Origin of the sequence: Gordonia effusa NBRC 100432, assembly GCF_000241305.1 — a bacterium.
GTDB lineage: Bacteria > Actinomycetota > Actinomycetes > Mycobacteriales > Mycobacteriaceae > Gordonia > Gordonia effusa.
Genome location: NZ_BAEH01000077.1, coordinates 1 through 15,231 on the forward strand (window position 1 = coordinate 1; position 15,231 = coordinate 15,231).

At 63.1% G+C, this 15,231-nt stretch carries 13 protein-coding genes and 1 other RNA gene; 6 read left to right on the forward strand and 8 right to left on the reverse strand.

Going from position 1 to position 15,231, the window contains the following annotated elements:
- Positions 1-1,471: bifunctional [glutamine synthetase] adenylyltransferase/[glutamine synthetase]-adenylyl-L-tyrosine phosphorylase (locus GOEFS_RS13810; protein WP_245549852.1), on the reverse strand; the 1,471-nt coding region annotated here is incomplete at its 3' end.
- A gap of 129 nt (positions 1,472-1,600) precedes the next feature.
- Entirely contained in the window at positions 1,601-2,941 is a 1,341-nt protein-coding gene (gene glnA / locus GOEFS_RS13815; RefSeq protein WP_007318545.1) for a type I glutamate--ammonia ligase, read from the reverse strand.
- Between the two features lie 423 nt (positions 2,942-3,364).
- On the opposite strand from glnA, the gene panB reads away from it, so the two are divergent.
- The 3 genes from panB to GOEFS_RS13830 all read left to right on the forward strand — a co-directional run bounded on the left by panB (position 3,365) and on the right by GOEFS_RS13830 (position 6,975).
- Positions 3,365-4,234, forward strand: coding sequence for a 3-methyl-2-oxobutanoate hydroxymethyltransferase (panB, locus tag GOEFS_RS13820; RefSeq protein ID WP_007318546.1), 870 nt, complete (start codon positions 3,365-3,367; stop codon positions 4,232-4,234).
- Positions 4,235-4,362: 128 nt separating this feature from the next.
- Entirely contained in the window at positions 4,363-5,373 is a 1,011-nt protein-coding gene (gene pip / locus GOEFS_RS13825) for a prolyl aminopeptidase (RefSeq protein WP_040525166.1), read from the forward strand.
- An 81-nt stretch (positions 5,374-5,454) separates the two neighbouring features.
- The gene (locus tag GOEFS_RS13830) at positions 5,455-6,975 is read left to right on the forward strand and encodes a CYTH and CHAD domain-containing protein (RefSeq protein WP_007318548.1); all 1,521 of its coding nucleotides are present in this window, start codon (positions 5,455-5,457) and stop codon (positions 6,973-6,975) included.
- An 11-nt stretch (positions 6,976-6,986) separates the two neighbouring features.
- Here the strand turns inward: GOEFS_RS13830 and GOEFS_RS13835 are convergent, their stop codons facing one another.
- The 6 genes from GOEFS_RS13835 to cobC form a co-directional block, all read right to left on the reverse strand.
- Positions 6,987-8,396 carry an RNB domain-containing ribonuclease gene (locus tag GOEFS_RS13835; RefSeq protein WP_007318549.1) on the reverse strand — a complete coding sequence of 470 codons (1,410 nt, stop codon included), beginning with the start codon at positions 8,394-8,396 and terminating at the stop codon, positions 6,987-6,989.
- 424 nt (positions 8,397-8,820) lie between these two features.
- Positions 8,821-9,229, reverse strand: an RNA gene (gene rnpB, locus GOEFS_RS22535) — RNase P RNA component class A.
- Positions 9,230-9,256: 27 nt separating this feature from the next.
- Positions 9,257-9,910, reverse strand: a complete 654-nt coding sequence (locus GOEFS_RS13840) for a histidine phosphatase family protein (protein ID WP_007318550.1) — start codon at positions 9,908-9,910, stop codon at positions 9,257-9,259.
- The gene (locus GOEFS_RS13845) at positions 9,907-10,650 is read right to left on the reverse strand and encodes a zinc ribbon domain-containing protein (RefSeq protein WP_007318551.1); all 744 of its coding nucleotides are present in this window, start codon (positions 10,648-10,650) and stop codon (positions 9,907-9,909) included. The genes GOEFS_RS13840 and GOEFS_RS13845 overlap by 4 nt, the downstream gene beginning before the upstream one ends.
- 44 nt (positions 10,651-10,694) lie before the next feature.
- Positions 10,695-11,834 carry a Nif3-like dinuclear metal center hexameric protein gene (locus GOEFS_RS13850; protein ID WP_007318552.1) on the reverse strand — a complete coding sequence of 380 codons (1,140 nt, stop codon included), beginning with the start codon at positions 11,832-11,834 and terminating at the stop codon, positions 10,695-10,697.
- Positions 11,835-11,872: 38 nt separating this feature from the next.
- A complete protein-coding gene (cobC, locus tag GOEFS_RS13855) occupies positions 11,873-12,949 on the reverse strand; it encodes an Rv2231c family histidinol phosphate aminotransferase CobC (protein ID WP_007318553.1) in 1,077 nt (358 codons plus the stop codon).
- A gap of 31 nt (positions 12,950-12,980) precedes the next feature.
- Between cobC and GOEFS_RS13860 the strand changes: the two genes are divergently transcribed.
- The 3 genes from GOEFS_RS13860 to GOEFS_RS13870 are packed head-to-tail and all read left to right on the forward strand — an operon-like array spanning position 12,981 to position 15,211.
- On the forward strand, positions 12,981-13,673 hold the full coding sequence (locus GOEFS_RS13860) for an HAD hydrolase-like protein (protein WP_040525167.1): 693 nt from the start codon (positions 12,981-12,983) through the stop codon (positions 13,671-13,673).
- The gene (locus tag GOEFS_RS13865; RefSeq protein ID WP_040525154.1) at positions 13,666-14,160 is read left to right on the forward strand and encodes a low molecular weight protein-tyrosine-phosphatase; all 495 of its coding nucleotides are present in this window, start codon (positions 13,666-13,668) and stop codon (positions 14,158-14,160) included. Before GOEFS_RS13860 ends, GOEFS_RS13865 begins: the two co-directional genes overlap by 8 nt.
- 34 nt (positions 14,161-14,194) lie before the next feature.
- Positions 14,195-15,211 carry an SURF1 family cytochrome oxidase biogenesis protein gene (locus GOEFS_RS13870; RefSeq protein WP_007318556.1) on the forward strand — a complete coding sequence of 339 codons (1,017 nt, stop codon included), beginning with the start codon at positions 14,195-14,197 and terminating at the stop codon, positions 15,209-15,211.
- Positions 15,212-15,231: the final 20 nt, after the last annotated feature.

The window sequence follows — 15,231 nt, forward strand, 5'->3', positions numbered from 1 at the left end:
GGTAGAACAGCTTCTCGTGTAGGCGCCGTACCCGAAGAGCGTGACGTCGGATCTCCGAAAGCAGGGCACCCTGCGCGTCCAGGTCGCCGTCGAGCCGGATATGCGCGGCGCGCGCGAGCCACCGCATCCCGACCTCGTCGTCGAAGGCCGGCAGCAGATGGGTCCGCGACATACGCTGCAACTGCAGTCGATGTTCGAGCAAGCGTAAGAATTGGTACGACGCCGACAGGTTCGCGCCGTCATCACGGCCAACGTATCCACCCACGGTCAACGCCGCCAAGGCATCAACCGTCGGCAATACTCGCAACGACTCATCGACTCGTCCATGCACCATCTGCAGTAGCTGTACCGCGAACTCGACGTCACGCAGCCCACCGCTGCCCAGTTTGAGGTTGCGCTCTTTAAGACTGTCTGGCACAAGGGATTCCACTCGACGGCGCATTGCCTGTACCTCGGGGACGAAGTCATCGCGCTCGGCAGCGGTCCACACCATCGGGTTGACGGCATCGATGTAGTCCCGCGCCAGCGCGAGGTCGCCGGTCATCGGCCGCGCCTTGAGCAGCGCTTGGAACTCCCAGGTCTTGGCCCAGCGCTTGTAATAGGCGATATGCGACTCCAAGGTGCGAGTCAACGCACCGGCTTTGCCCTCCGGGCGTAGTGCCGCATCGACTTCGAAGAACGCCAGTGAACCGATCCGCATCATCTCGCCAGCGATACGCGACGACGTGCTGTCGGCCGGCTCGGCCACGAACACCACGTCGACGTCGGATACGTAATTGAGTTCGCGCGCACCACATTTGCCCATCGCGATGACCGCGAGACGGGTAGTCAACGGATCATCGCCGCAGACCGTCGCGATGGCGACTGCTAGCGCGGCGGTCAACGCGGCGTCGGCAAGGTCGGCCAAGTAGGCGCCAACCTCGTGCAGCCGAAGCACTGGCTCGTCTTCGACGGTCGCCGCGAGATCGTGAGCGGCCAACTGCAGCACCAGGTTCCGATAGGCCAGGCGCAACTTACCAACCGCGCCGGGGCCGGTCTCCCGAGCCCGGTACAGCAGGTCCCCTGTTTGCGTGGACTCCGGTTCCGGTTCGGCGCCAACCGATTCCAGCATCGACGCGAACGCCTCATCCACGTCCGGCAGCACGTCGTCGAGTAGGAGGCGCCAGGTAGTCGGTTCGGCGACGAGGTGATCACCGAGCGCATCTGAGGCGCCGAGGACCGCGAACAACCGACCGCGAAAATGTTTGTTGGACCGCAGCAACGTATCGATCTCGCGCCAGGCTTCTCCTACCGCGGACTGCAACCGCACCAGCGCCCGCAGCGCAAGGTCGGCATCGGGTGCACGCGAGAGCGACCAGAGCAGATCAATCGATGCTTCGCCGGTCCATCCGAGGGCATCGAGATTCTCCCGAGCGGCGACATCGAGGAGGCCGAGGCGGCCCGCACTCGGCACGCCCGAGCGTGGCCTCACCACCTGCTCCGACGCAGGTGGGCACGTGACAGAACGGTGGACGCGATCACAACAGCATTCTTACCGTGTTGGGTATCCGACCAACCTTCGGGGCACCCAAAACGGACTAGCGCACGGTGATCGTCAGAACTACAGCGGCAGGTAACTCTTCAGCTCGAATGGGGTCACCAGGCTCCGGTAGTTTGTCCACTCCGCCCACTTGTTACGCAGGAAGTAGTCGAAGACATGCTCGCCCAACGCTTCGGCGACGAGTTCGGAATTTTCCATTTCACGCAGCGCCTCGGCGAGGCTGCCCGGCAATTCCCGATAGCCCATCGCCCGACGCTCGGCCGGGGTGAGCGCCCAGACATCGTCCTCTGCCTCGTCTGGCAGTTCGTAGTCGTCGGTGATGCCCTTGAGCCCGGCGGCCAGCATCACCGCGAAAGTCAGGTACGGGTTGCACGCCGAGTCGGGGCTGCGTACCTCGATACGACGCGACGACGCCTTATTTGGGGTGTAGAGCGGCAGCCGGATAAGTGCCGAGCGGTTAGCGCCGCCCCAGGTAGCCGCCGTCGGCGCCTCGCCGCCGTGAATCAGGCGCTTGTAGCTATTGACCCACTGATTGGTGACCGCACTGATTTCGCTCGCGTGATGCAGGATGCCGGCGATGAATTTCTTTCCAGTGGCCGACAGTTGCATCGGGTCGTCGGGGTTGTGGAAGGCATTGGTGTCACCCTCGAACAAGCTCAGGTGTGTATGCATCGCCGAACCGGGGTGTTCGCTGAACGGCTTGGGCATGAAGGTCGCCCAGACGCCCTCGCCAATCGCGACCTGTTTGACGACATAGCGGAAGGTCATGACGTTGTCGGCCATCGAGAGTGCATCGGCGTAGCGCAGATCTATCTCCTGCTGGCCGGGCGCGCCTTCGTGATGGCTGAATTCGACGGAGATACCCATCGACTCCAAGGCATCGATGGCGTGCCGGCGGAAATTGGGCGCGGAGTCGTGCACCGACTGGTCGAAGTAACCGCCAGAATCGGCCGGCGTCGGGACGGTGCCGTCGAGTGGCGCGTCCTTCAATAGGAAGAACTCGATCTCGGGATGCACGTAGCAGCTAAATCCCTGGTCAGCGGCTTTATTCAGCTGACGGCGCAATACATGGCGCGAGTCGGCCCAGCTCGGCGTGCCATCGGGCATCGCGATGTCGCAGAACATGCGAGCCGAGTGGTGACGTCCGTCGGAGGTCTTCCACGGCAACACCTGAAATGTCGACGGATCGGGTTTTGCAACCGTGTCAGCTTCGGAGACACGGGAGAATCCTTCGATCGCCGAGCCGTCGAATCCAATCCCCTCGCTGAACGCACCTTCAAGTTCGGCTGGCGCGATCGCCACCGATTTCAGGTAACCAAGAACGTCGGTGAACCAAAGTCTGACGAATCGGATGTCGCGCTCTTCGAGAGTCCGGAGCACGAATTCCTTTTGGCGATCCATGATCGCTGACCATAGGAGCCACCTGTTAAATCCATGTTACAACGACGAGTCGATCGCAATACCCTGCGCGTTTGGCCAGCGAATCCCACCATTTGGGACGTTGGCCGCGTGAGTCGCGTGGGTTACGGGTCTCGATACACCGACTCGCGGGGCTCGCCGGTACTCGGACCACCAAGCCCCCACCTCCGATCGTCGAGTGCCGCGACGAGCCTGCGAGGCGCAGTGTATCGAGACGCCGTAAGACGACGCTCCCAGACCGACCAAAGGTAGTGGGCGATGAGTCGGCCCCAACCCACACCAGATGTGACCAAATGCACACGTCAGGAGCATTCACGCGCGCCGTGTGCAGGGGCAGAATACTTGGTGTCCAGCCCCAGCCCGGGTACCTGTCCCACAGGACTCGAGGAATGAAAAGAGACAATCATGTCGGAAACCCCTGTATCCGAAACTGCCGAGACCAATGTCTACGGCGCGAAACCCGACGCCCCCGCCAAGCCCCGCCGCGTCACGCGCATTCACCACCTGGCTCAGATGAAATCTGAAGGTGAGAAATGGGCGATGCTCACCGCTTATGACTATTCGTCGGCAGCAATCTTCGACGAGGCCGAGATCCCGGTTTTGCTGGTCGGCGACTCAGCGGCCAATGTCGTTTACGGCTACGACACCACTATTCCGGTCAGTGTCGATGAACTGATTCCGCTCGTCCGCGCAGTGGTTCGCGGCGCACCTCATGCTCTCGTCGTTGCCGACCTTCCGTTCGGCACCTACGAATCCGGTCCTCAGCAAGCACTCGAAACCGCCGTTCGCTTCTTCAAAGAGGGCGGCGCACATGCGGTGAAACTCGAAGGCGGCGAACGCGTCGCCGATCAGATCGCCACGCTCTCCGCCGCGGGTATCCCGGTGATGGCCCACCTCGGATTCACGCCGCAAAGCGTCAACGGCCTTGGCGGATTCCGCGTCCAAGGGCGCGGCGACGCGGCTGATCAGCTCGTCAACGACGCTATCGCCGTGCAGGAAGCTGGCGCATTCTCGGTTGTCATGGAAATGGTGCCCGCCGATATCGCCGGACAGATCACCCGCAAGTTGACCATCCCGACCATCGGCATCGGTGCCGGTCACGAGACCGACGCCCAAGTATTGGTCTGGCAGGACATGGCTGGTCTCACCCACGGAAAGACTGCCAAGTTCGTCAAGCGCTTCGGCGATGTCGGTGGCGAATTACGGAATGCCGCAACGCAATACGCCGACGAAGTGCGACGTGGCGTATTTCCCGCTCCAGAGCACAGCTACTGATCAGGCTCCGCTCCGCGGAACCCGGGTCGTACCGACCGATGTCATTCGTTCACCGCTGTCGAGCAGTCAGTTGAGGCTAAGGCGCAGCACGAGCCAACGGTTCGACCGAGTCCGCTACCGTGACCAGTGTGCGTGACCTATATCCAGCGATCGAACCATACAACTCAGGGCACCTCAATGTCGGTGAGGGTCAACTGATCTATTGGGAATGCTCCGGCAATCCCGACGGAAAGCCCGCGGTTTTCGTCCACGGCGGCCCAGGTGGCGGGACCAACGCCGAGCAGCGGCGCTTCTTCGATCCCGAGCGGTATCGGATCATCTTGTTCGATCAGCGCGGCTGCGGTCAATCCCGTCCGCATATTCAAGACGGCGCTGATTTATCGGTCAACACAACCGATCATCTGATCGCCGACATGGAGGCGCTACGCGACTTCCTTGGGGTCGACCGGTGGCTGGTATTCGGCGGCTCGTGGGGCTCGACGCTGGGATTGGCCTACGCCCAAGCACATCCCGACCGCGTCACCGAACTTGTCTTACGCGGCATCTTCCTGCTGCGCCGCGACGAGATCGACTGGTATTACAACGGCGGCGCCGCACATTTGTACCCGGACGAATGGGAGGACTATCTCGCGCCGATCCCCGACGACGACCTTGACGGTGACCTGGTCGACGCATACCACCGGCTGCTGACTTCCGACGACCGCGACGTCGCGATGGCGGCCGCTCGCGCCTGGACCGGTTGGGAGCAGGCCACCAGCTATTTGATCCCCAAATCCCTTGTGCCCGAACATAGTCCCGAACCCGACGATCCGCGTTTCGACCTTGCATTCGCCTCGATCGAAAACCACTACTTCGTCAACAACGGCTTCTTACGCGAAGCCCAACTGCTAGAGAACATTTCGCGGATCGCACATATCCCGGCGGTGATCGTACATGGCCGCTACGACGTCGTGTGCCCGGTGGCCAACGCGTGGGATCTCCATCGCGCGTGGACCGCTGCCTGCGTCGATGGTCAGCCGCGACCGCAATTGCACATCGTCCCCGACGCCGGACACGCGTCTTTTGAGCCGGGCATTCGCAGTCGGCTAATCGAAGCCACCGACGTGTTTGCCGCCGGATTCGACGTCGTCGCGGACTAGACTGCGTACACGCGTACTACCTCCGGCCGCGTGCCGGCGACAATCCCGATCGGCGAGAACGGGAGAAGGGTGAGGTTATCTGTGGCCGCAACCGAGCAAGTCGAGATTGAGTTGAAGTTCGATGTTTCGGCGAATCACCCGGCACCCGATTTCGCCGGCATCGACGGCGTCACAGAATTACGCACCCCCGACACGGTAGCCCTCTACGCGACCTACTTCGACACCGAAAGCCTCGACCTGGCCAGCAATCGAATGACGTTGCGGCGCAGGGTCGGCGGCGATGACGAGGGCTGGCACTTGAAACAGCCCGCACTGACTAACTTCGGTTCGGTCAATACCCGACGCGAAATTCAGGTCAGCTTCGACGAAGCTCCAATGGAGGGCGACGCCCCCGATGAACTCCTTCGCCCAGTTCTGGCCATCACGCGTCGGCGACGCCTGATCCCGGTCGCCGCGATCTCGACGTCGCGCACCGCAATCGAATTGGTCGACGACACTGGCCACATCATCGCGGTGTTCTGTGACGACCTGGTTACCGCCCAGTCGCTTCTCCCCGACGGTCAGTCGCAAACGTGGTCCGAATGGGAATTCGAACTCGTGGACGGCACCGGCAATGCCAAATCCGACAAGAAGTTGCTCAAGCAGGCACGCAAGCTTCTTCTCGACGCCGGCGCGCAGGTGTCATCGAGCCAATCAAAACTGGCGCGCGCTATCGGCTCAACGCCGTTCGTCGGGCAACCGCATCTCGGAAAGAACCCCACCGCACTGGAATTGGTGATCACCGACATCGCGGTTCACCGCAACGCTCTGGTCGCGATGGATCCGCTTGTTCGCATCGACGCCTATGACGCTGTGCATCAGATGCGCGTGGCTACCCGGAAACTGCGCAGCGTGTTGTCGAGTTTCCCTACCGTTCTCGACGAGCTGGGCACCGCGCACGTGAACAACGAATTGCGTTTGCTCGCACAGATATTGGGTACCGCGCGCGATTCGGAGGTGCAACTGGCGCTGGCGGCCGAACTGCTTTCGGGCGAGGAGGCATCGGATCAATTGCGAGCAGCGCTCGTTGATGCCGAGAATGAGGCCCACGACAAAGCGTTGGCCGTCGCACACTCGGCGATGAACTCCAGCCGGTATTTCGCGCTTCTCGATTCTGTGGACCAACTAATCGCATCACCGCCGGAAGGTGTCAATGCGGACGCGTCCGCTCGCAAGGTCGTCGAAGGCGCTTTACGCAAGGTGCGCAAGAAGATTCGCGACGAACAAGACGAGTTATCGCGACTCCCCGAACGGTCACACGAATGGGAGGAGCATCTGCACACCATCCGCAAGCGCGCCAAGAAGCTGCGATATACCGCAGAAGCCGCGGAACCATTGGGCCGCAAGGAATTCCAGACCACCGCACGAGCGGCGAAGAAAGTCCAGGCCGCGCTGGGCGACTATAACGACTCGCGGATCAATCGAGCGCGGCTGGCACGTATCGCGGCCGACGCTCAACTGAGCGGAACGGACATGTTCACGCTCGGCCGCATCGACGCGCGCGAACAAGCCAACGGAGAGCGTGCGCTGCAACAGTATTGGAAAGCAGCGAGCGACCTATAACGTCGGTGTTCCTAGACCGGCTCGAATTCGACCTTCCGCGCCGACGGATCGGCAAGCACGAGTCTCACCCGAAGTTGTTGTGCCGGAGCAAGATCACCGGTACACGACGCGATAACCGCACGGTCGGCCAAAAATATCTGGGCGGACCGCTGTTCGGTGGGCGCATGGGTCACGACGGCGTCGAACTCGCTACCTACCTCGTCGGCGAGCACGACCGACTCGGCCAAATCGATGGAAAGCCGGTCGGCCTTCGACCCTAACGCGTCGGCCGAACGCAACAGCTTAGGCAAGGTCGGCAGCGCCGTACGTACCCATTCTGGAATCACCTCGTTAGCCTTCACCGACAGACATACTTCGGTGGCAAAGCGGTCCCCCAGGCGACGCAACGGAGCCGTCACGTGTGCGTAAGCGCCCCCGACGCCGGCATGCTCGGTCGACGTGGGCGGTGAATCAGCCGGCAGCGCAAGGTAATCCGAGCCGCGCAACAAACCGCTCGCGCCGGCCATCATCGCCAACGTAGTCGGCTGCTGGGTCGGCAGACTCGCCAAGAACTTGCCCGCGGGCTGGTCATGCGGCCAGTCCAACCCGAGTGCGACCGCAAGCGCACGCACCTTGGCGACCGCGTCGTCGCGTGCGGGTGGGACGGTCCGAAGTAGTCCGATACCGGCATCGCGCATGATCGTGCCCGCGCACATACCGGTCAGCAGCGATAGTTGCGCGTTCCACAGGTCCGAGTCATAGCGGGGCGCCAGCCGCAGCGCCCACGCGCCCGACGTCGGGTCCCGTACTACTTCCTGCTCGGGTAGGTCGAGGTCGATCGCGCCGCGCTCTTGACCGAACCGTCGGCGCATCTCACCGAACTCGGGCAGGGCGGCGATCGACGGGTGCAGACGGTTCGACGCCGCGTCTGCGCTGACACCGGCATAGTTCAACTTCGCGACTGAACGAACCAACGCACGACGCACCGCCACATCACCAACAGCGCCGTCATGGGCCACGCGGATCGTCCACAGGACAGCGGGCCGAATCTGCTCGGGAAGCAGCGACCCCGCGCCCTCGGATAGAACACGCGGATGCAGGGGAACCGAGCCGTCGGGAAAATAGAACGTTGTACCCCTACGCCTGCTCTCCTGATCCAGCGCTCCTTCGGGCACCACCAGAGCGCCGACATCGGCGATCGCGTAGTTGACGACGTACCCGTCGGCGTCGGCGGCCAGATGTATCGCCTGATCAAGATCCATCGAATCGGGCGGGTCGATCGTCACGAACGGTAAACCGGTGTGGTCTTCGCGGTCGTCGGCGTGGGCATCGGCGATATGTTCCGCTTCGTTCTGAGCCTGCGAACCGTAATCCTCACTGATGCCCAACTCAGCACGGATGGCGTCGAAGTCGATGTCGGGAGCCGAGACTCTACGTTGCACGACCACCACCCTACGGGGGCGACTTCGGCTCAGTCGTCGGGTATTCCACCTGCTGGTCGAGTGCCGACGCGCGAGCTTGCGAGCCCGCCGGTGTATTCCACCTGCTGGTCGAGTGCCGACGCGCGAGCTTGCGAGCCCGCCGGTGTATTCCACCTGCTGGTCGAGTGCCGACGCGCGAGCTTGCGAGCCCGCCGGTGTATCGAGACCCCGCAACCCAAACACCCAACGCCACCAGCGGTCTCGATACACCACCTCGGCTGGCGCCTCGGCGGCACTCGACCATCGGAGGGGTCCACCACCTCGGCTGGCGCCTCGGCGGCACTCGACCATCGGAGGGGTCCACCACCTCGGCTGGCGCCTCGGCGGCACTCGACCACCGGAGCGGCACACCTTCGCCGACGGCACTTGACCATCGGAGGGTGGGCGAACGAGTCGGCCTGTAAGCCGGATTTTGTCCCGGTCAGTTATGACCGTGGGCGACCATCCATCTGGGCACACCGTTGCCGGGTACCTCGAGCGGTCCACCCGCGGGCTCGGGCGAGCAGCCCTCAAACACCCGCGCATCCGCACACCGGAAACCGGGTGCGAACTTCGACCTTGCTCCGGGTGGGGTTTACCTAGCCGCTGCGGTCACCCGCGGCGCTGGTGCGCTCTTACCGCACCGTTTCACCCTTACCGCGCCAGGCGCGGCGGTCTATTCTCTGTGGCACTAATCCCGCGGGTTACCCCGGGTTGCCGTTAACAACCACCCTGCTCAGTGGAGTCCGGACTTTCCTCGACAAGCGGCGTACGCACTGCGCCGTTCCGCTCATCGCGGCCGCCCGGCCGACTCGTTCGCCCGTCCAGGATACTCGCCGCGATCACCCAAGGTGTGCGGTGTCGTTGACGCAGCGCACCACCGACCCGCCATCGGGGAAATACTCGACAATCGACAGCGACGCAAGGTCGAGGTGAAGGTGATAGAGCAGTTCCGGCCCGACGCGCATGGCATCCCGCAACAACGTCTTGATCGGCGTGACATGACTGACGACGAGCACCGTCTGCCCCGGATGCGTATCGACGATCTCTTCGCGAGCCGCCACCACACGTTGTTCGACGGCATAGAAACTCTCTCCGCTTGGCGGAGCAATCTCAGTGTTGCCCAACCATTCTCGGTGGAGCTGCGGGTCCCGTTCGGCAGCCTCGGCGAACGTCAGCCCCTCCCAATCACCGAAATCTGTCTCGATAATCCCCTCGCTGAGGATCACCGGCAGACCATGTTCGACCGCAACCGCCCGCGCCGTCGACTGAGCGCGCTCCAACGGTGAACTCACGACCGCGTCAATAGTCCACGTGCCCAACCGCTTTGCCGCTGCGGCCGCCTGTTGCGATCCCAGTTCGGTCAGTTCCGGATTACCCCGGCCCGAGTAGCGCCGGTCGACGGAGAGGGCAGTCTGCCCGTGCCGCAACAGGATAAGGCGCGTGGGAGCACCGCGCTGGCCTTGCCAGTTGGCCCTCGACGCTCCCGCGCTCACTTAGGCAGACCCGACTCGGATGTCCGGATCAACAACGCACCACATTCCTCGCAGCGCAAAACTTCATCAGCGTCGGTCTTCGCGATAGACGACATCGTCCCGCGGTCGAGCTCCATTCGGCAAGCGCCGCAACGCTGTTGGCGCAACAGTCCGGCACCGACCTTCCCGGCGGCGCGCTGCCGCTCGTAAATGGCCACTAACTCTTCCGGTGCTTCATCGACGAATGCGGTGCGACGCTCCCGTGCATCGGACAACTTCTCGTCGACTTTGATTCGCGCTGCGTCTCGGCGCACCTCAACGTCGGCTCGCTCGGATTCGAGCTGTGACACAGTAGCCGACGCGCGCTGCTGTTCGGCGGTGGTGGCTTCCTGACGCTCCATCAGTTCGAGCAGATCATCTTCGAGCATGCCGCGCCGCCGACGTAGTCCACCAACCTCATGCTGAAGCTCGGACAACTGTTTTGGCGGCAGGCCACCGGATTCCAACAGTTCGGAATCCTTCTTCTCGCGGGCGCTCATGCCGTTGACTTCGGTCTCGACGCGGCGATACTCACGGTCGATATCTTCAGCGGCGATCTGGGCACGAACCAGGTCGTCGCGGGCACCATCGATTCGAGTGGTGAGTTCAGCGATCTCACCATCCTCCGGGAGTCGGGAGCGCTCACGGGTAAGACGGGCGATCTGTGCGTCAACGTCTGCCACCTCGAGCATTACCCGCTGGCGATTCGCCTCAACCTTCATTGCGCTCCCTATTCTGTTCTCACCGCATACTGAACTCGATGAGTCTACCGCCCGACAGCGGACACGGTGAACGGGTCGGTGGGAAGTTCGTAGACGGATACCTCGACATCGACGCCGTCGGCGATAAGCTGCGCCGCCTGGGCGCACCATGGATACTCCGTTGCCCAATGCCCGGCGTCGATCAGCGCCGGACCGCCAGCGCGCAAGTGTTCATCGACGACGTGATGGCGCAGGTCGCCGGTGACGTAGACGTCGGCGCCCGAAGCTCGTGCCTGTCCGAGCAGCGAATCACCCGCTCCACCGCATACCGCGACTCGACGTATCCGGGCATCCGGATCACCCCCGCCCCGTATTCCCGCACCACCAGATGGAAGACGTTGTGCGACAAGGGAAACGAATTCTCCCAGGGTGGTCTCCGCGCGAAGTTGGCCTACCCGCCCCAGACCGATGTCTCCTGGCAGCGACACCGACTCGAAAACATCGAAGGCCGGTTCCTCGTAGGGATGCGAGGCGCGCAGCGCATCGAGCAGATCAGCGCGCCGACCCCGGGCGGCGACCATCTCGACTCGCTGTTCAGCCACCGTCTCCCGGACACCGATGCTGCCAATATGGGGCGTGGCACCGGGCTGCGGCTCAAACTGTCCGATACCGGCCACGGTCCACGAACATGCCCGATAGTCCCCTATCGCACCTGCACCAGCGTCGAACAACGCCTCGGATACTGGTGCGGCAGCAGTTTCAGGAACCATCACCACCCACTTGTCCAGAGGTTCGGAAGACAACGGCTGCAACGGCTTTCGGTCGACGAGACCGAGCGCTTCGGCAAGCGCGTCCGACACGCCCGGGTTGGCGCTGTCGGCGTTGGTATGCGCGGTGTACAGCGCACAGCCGCCGCGGATGAGTCGATGAATAACCGAACCCTTGGGCGTCGACGTCGCGACTGTGTCGACACCGCGAAGGAGCAGCGGATGGTGCGCGACGATCAGTTGCGTACCGGCGTCGAGTGCCGCGGTCACCACGTCGTCGGTGACATCGACGCAAATCAGTACTCGGGCGACGGCGTCATCGGGGTCGCCACAGACCAGACCGACCGAATCCCAGGATTCCGCCAGACTCGGCGGATAGGCATGTTCGAGTACCACGATGACTTCGCGTAGCGTCGTCGGGCCGAAATCCGGTGTCATAGCGTCCTTTCTGCTCGCGCTCACAGGGTATCGAAATGCTATTCGACGAGAGTTTCACCCAACGCCGCCACCAGCGCCGCGACGTCGGCCTCGGGACGTACGGCCAGCCGCATATAGTCGGGTCCCAATCCCACGAAGTTGGCGCAACTACGCACGGCAAACCCCTTGTGCCGCAATCGTTCCTTTACGGCGAGCGCGCCTGGAATCGCAATGGTCACGAATGGAGCGGACGGCTCGGCCACGATCTCGATACCCGCCTTGGCAAGCCGGGCGCACATGGCGGCGCGCTGCGCCGAAACTTTGACCGCTTCAGCGCGGGCGAAGTCGAGGCCGGACTGATCGAGGCACACGCCGATCGCCGCGATCGCCAAGGACCCGAGTGCCCAATGCCGGCGCGTTCTAGTGAGTCGCGAGATCATCGTCGGTGCCGCGAGTAGATAGCCCGCACGCAACCCGGCCAGGCCGAAAGTCTTGGTAATACTGCGTACCACGATGATGTCGTCATCACCTTGCGCCGCAACTGATTCCGGCTCCATCACCACGTCACCGCCCTCGTCAAGCCGGCAGGTGAGGTCGGCGAACGCCTCGTCGACCACCACGACGCGGCCTTCTCGGCGTAGCGAATTGACGTCGGAGCGCGGATGCAACACCGACGTCGGGTTCGTTGGATTGCCAAGGACGACAAGGTCGGCATCGTCGGGGACGAGCGCGGGGTCGATGCGCCAATCGGGCGCGATACACCGCACCTCGCTCGTGGTGATTGCAGCAGCGGAGAGAACTCGCCCCGGCTCGGTAAACGACGGCACAATCAACGCGGCGTGGCTGGGTCGCAGATGGGTCAGAAGTTCGAATCCCTCGGCTGCGCCGGCCAAAAGAAGTACCTCGTCCGGCCCGCGCCCATGTGCTGCCCCGACAATGGTCCGTACTCGCAGGTCCTGCGCTGCCGATGGATACGAGGCTAGCGAATCGATCTCGGCCGTCAACGCCGCGCGCACAAAATCTGGCGGCCCACCACGCACATTCACCGAAAAGTCGATAAGTCCCGGCTCGGCGTCCTCGTCCCCATGCCGCCCCGGCTCGAAGAGATCCGCTGCAGGCGTGTGGGCCGATTTCATACTGACCAACCTTACGGTGCACCATGGAGAAGTGAACTCCGCAGCTATCGTCACCTATCCCGATCCGACGGCAGCACTGCTATTCGACTTGGACGGCACCGTGACCGACAGCGTCGAAGGTATCGTGACCAGTTTTCACCACGCACTCGCCGCGGTCGGCATGGCACCAATCGAAGGCGATGTGGCATCGGCCGTGGTAGGACCGCCGTTGGTCGACACCTTCGCCTCCCTCGGGCTCGATGAGACGACGACCGAGCGGGCGCTCGCGGCCTACAAAGAGCGCTACGGCCGGATCGGCTGGCGCGAGAATGCCGTCTTCGAGGGGATGGCCGAGCTGCTCACCGACCTGGCCTCGAGTGGTCGTCCGATGGCCATCGCGACCAGCAAGAATCAGGTGTTGGCGCGGCGCATCCTGGAACATTTCGGCCTGGCCGACAAGTTCAGCTTCATCGCCGGTGCCAGCGAAGATGGAACTCGGCGGAGCAAAGCCGATGTCGTCGAGCATGCTCTTGCCGGATTGGGACTGTCCGCGGTGACACACGAGGCCGGCGGGACGGCGAATGTGGTGATGATCGGAGATCGGATCCACGACGTCGAAGGGGCCGCGAAATACGGGATCCCGGCAATCGCCGTCGCCTGGGGTTACGCTACCGAGAACGAGGTCCATGACGCTGCCTGGACCGTAGATTCTGTCGACACGTTGCGTGAGGTACTTGGTGTCTGATCAATTGCACGTCTGTTTTGTGTGCACCGGAAACATATGCCGGTCGCCCATGGGACAGAACATTTTTCGTAAGGCCCTGGCCGATGCCGGCCTCGCTGAGCGGGTCCGGGTGACCAGCGCCGGCACCGGTGGCTGGCATGAGGGCGAACCCGCCGACAATCGCGCCCGAACAGAATTGCTCGCACACGGCTATTCCGATGTCCATGTCGCGGCGCAACTGTCCCCGGAGCATTTCGAGGCCGACCTCCTGGTGGCAATGGACCACGGGCACCTCAAGGATCTTGAACGTAAGCGGCTCGGTCCCCGCGCTCGCCTGTTACACAGTTTCACCCCAACCATCGGTGACGAGCCCGGACGGACCGAGGTCGCCGATCCCTACTACGGCACCCAGGACGATTTCGGCGCGACTCGTGAACAGATCGAGGCAGCTATCCCCGGCCTGTTGGCTTGGGTTCACGCGCAGTTGGACGCCAGCGTGACGGGCTAGGGTCGCGCACCTGGCCATTCGGTACCGTTAAGGAGTGTTCCGAACGTTTTTTCGCCCCGGCTGGATCGTGCTCGGGTTGATTGTCGTGGCGTTCGCGGCGCTGTGCTTTTCGATTCTCGCACCGTGGCAGCTCGGCAAGAACTCGTCAACCGAGAAGCGGAACGATCTGATCCGCGCGGCGGTCGACACCGCGGTTGTGCCGGTCGACGACGTCGCCGCTCCCGGAGCGGCATTTGACCCCGATACCGAATGGCGCGAGGTGTCCATCGTCGGCCGGTATCTTCCTGATCAACAGGTCATCGTTCGACTGCGATCGGCGCAGGAGCGGCCGGCAACTGAAATTCTGACCCCGTTCATGAGTACCGATGGGCGCGTATTTCTCGTTGACCGTGGCTATGTGCGTCCCGACCAGGGGCGAGCGGTAGGCGAGGTCCCGGCCGCGCCGACTGACGACACCACTATTCATGCGCGTATCCGCAAAAGCGAGGGCACGTCACCGGGCCGTGGAGCGCATATCGCCGACGGCGCGAAAGCGGTGTACACGATTGACCCCGTCGTCGTAGGCACGCAGGTAGGGCACCATTTCGACGATTTCTATCTGCAGCTGTCGGCCAATCAGCCGGGCTCGCTAGGCGAAATCACACTGCCCCAATTGGATTCGGGGCCATATCTGTCATATGGGTTGCAGTGGTTGGCATTCGGGATCATGGCGCCGCTGGGTGCGATCTATTTCATCTATACCGAGGTGAAGCATCGTCGCGCCCTGCGCAATTCGACGTCGGCGCCTGCGGCAGCATCCGTGACGGTCGCGGCAGATGGTGCCGGGGCGAGCGCAGCGACAGGAAATGATATCGGGGCGAGCGCAGCGACGGGAAATAGCACCGGGGCGAGCGCAGCGACGGGAATTAGCGCCCGGGCGAGCAATCAGATGCGTGATGCCGGCTTTGTCGCGGCGCCGGCATCGCAACGTCATCAGATCGGGTCAGGACCCGACGCGAGCGATGCGACCGACGACGTCAAAACCAAGCTGGCGAAGCGTTACGGCGGGTAGCCGCGTCCGCGCCCTCCCTC

Coding starts and splice junctions, on each gene's coding strand:
- glnA (WP_007318545.1), bottom strand. CDS start 2,941: ATGGATCGCCAAAAGGAATTCGTGCTCCGGACTCTCGAAGAGCGCGAC.
- panB (WP_007318546.1), top strand. CDS start 3,365: ATGTCGGAAACCCCTGTATCCGAAACTGCCGAGACCAATGTCTACGGC.
- GOEFS_RS13845 (WP_007318551.1), bottom strand. CDS start 10,650: ATGAAGGTTGAGGCGAATCGCCAGCGGGTAATGCTCGAGGTGGCAGAC.
- GOEFS_RS13850 (WP_007318552.1), bottom strand. CDS start 11,834: ATGACACCGGATTTCGGCCCGACGACGCTACGCGAAGTCATCGTGGTA.
- cobC (WP_007318553.1), bottom strand. CDS start 12,949: ATGAAATCGGCCCACACGCCTGCAGCGGATCTCTTCGAGCCGGGGCGG.